This window comes from Mucilaginibacter sp. P4_G9 (genome assembly GCF_056400985.1).
This window is the reverse complement of sequence record NZ_JBFUKF010000689.1, coordinates 1-1,646: the sequence shown is the minus strand read 5'-3', so window position 1 is coordinate 1,646 and position 1,646 is coordinate 1. Positions and strand designations below refer to the sequence as shown.

General features: G+C 40.0%; 2 protein-coding genes. One reads left to right on the top strand and one right to left on the bottom strand.

Going from position 1 to position 1,646, the window contains the following annotated elements; translation table 11 throughout:
• Positions 1-503, bottom strand: a 503-nt coding sequence (locus AC1DPZ_RS26750; protein WP_477409229.1) for an exo-beta-N-acetylmuramidase NamZ domain-containing protein, incomplete at its 3' end; no start/stop codon positions are given.
• Between the two features lie 85 nt (positions 504-588).
• Between AC1DPZ_RS26750 and AC1DPZ_RS26745 the strand changes: the two genes are divergently transcribed.
• A partial coding sequence (locus tag AC1DPZ_RS26745) for an ABC transporter permease (protein ID WP_477409226.1) occupies positions 589-1,646 on the top strand: 1,058 nt, incomplete at its 3' end.

Here is a 1,646-nt window from a genome sequence, read left to right as displayed (position 1 = left end):
ACATAATGCAGGGTGGATATATAGGTGTAAAACCTTGCTCCAACGTCCTGGATATCAAATACCATCAGGTCGATATTTTTAAGATCATCGGCTGTCGGCTTGTAATGTTTATTGCCGTACAGGGATATTACCGGAAGGCCGGTTTTGGTATCTATAGCATCATTAACTACGGCGCCGTTACTGGCATTGCCGCGGAAGCCATGTTCGGGCCCGAAGACTTTTTTGATGCTGATGCCCCGTTTTAACAAACTATCAACACTGGAGGTAAAGGTTTTGCCAATAACTGAAGTTTGATTAACAACCATTCCAATATTTTTTCCCTTAAGATAGTCAATATACTGCGGAATTTGATCGGCGCCGGTAATTATTTCTGTATTAATTTTATTGTTAGCTCTGCCTGTCTTCGGCGGTGTATTTGTGCTGATAGCCGGGCTGCCGCAGGCTGCGTATACAGTAAGGGTCACAATTAAAGCGCTTTGTAAAAAAACAGGGATAATCTTCATAAAATATTGTATTGAAACAATTTAAAAAGTAGCAGGTTTAATAGCAAAACCGCATATTTGCGAAGGTACTAAAAATCATTCTGCATTGAGTTTCGCCTCCTTTATATCAGCCCGTATAACATTCAAGTCAAAGCGCACATTTTCAAAACTGATTGTGCGTATTGCCATTATTGGCATTATGTTGGGTTTAGGGGTGATGATATTATCATTAGCCATTGTAAAAGGATTTAAACGTGAGATTCGCGAAAAAGTTCGGGGTTTTGCCGGGGATATCCGGGTGGTGAAGTTCGACCTAAACAGTTCATACGATAGTTCGCCCATTACTTATGATGATGCTTTTGTAAAACGGGCGCTTAAAAGTCCGCTAATTACGCACGTAATGGCAACAGCCACCAAGCCAGGAATTATTAAAGCCAATAATGAAATTGAAGGGGTTGTACTAAAGGGCGTTGATAAAACTTACGACTTTAGTTACTTTAAAAAGATGATGGTGGCCGGCGATGTGATCGACTTTAAAGATTCTGTTGAAGCCCAAAAGGAGATCATGCTATCGCAGGAAACTGCCAATCGGTTAAAACTAAAAGTAGGCGATAAACTGCTGATGTATTTTGTACAGGAACCATTGCGTAAGCGCCAGTTTAAAATAAAAGGCATTTTTAACATCGAGGTTGAGGAAGTAGATAAAACATTTGTTATTGGTGCTTTATCATTAATTAATCGTCTTAACGATTGGAAACCCGGTGAAATAGGGCAATATGAGCTGCGGGTAGCCGATTTTGACCAAGTTGATTATGCAGCAGATAGGCTTAACAATATTTTGCCGGTGAAGTTAAAATCGCATACGGTGATGGAGGATTATCCAACTATATTTGAGTGGCTTAACTTGTTGGATGTTAACTCGGTAGTGATGCTGGTGCTTATGGTTATTGTTGCCGTTATCAATATGATATCTGCCCTGCTTATTATGATATTAGAGCGTACCGCCATGATAGGTATGTTTAAGGCCATGGGTGCAACCAACTGGAATATTCAAAAAGTATTTTTATTTAACGCGACATACCTGATTGGATTGGGATTGTTATTAGGGAATACTCTGGGGTTGGGCCTCGGTTATTTTCAGCAACAAACCCACTTTTTTAAGCT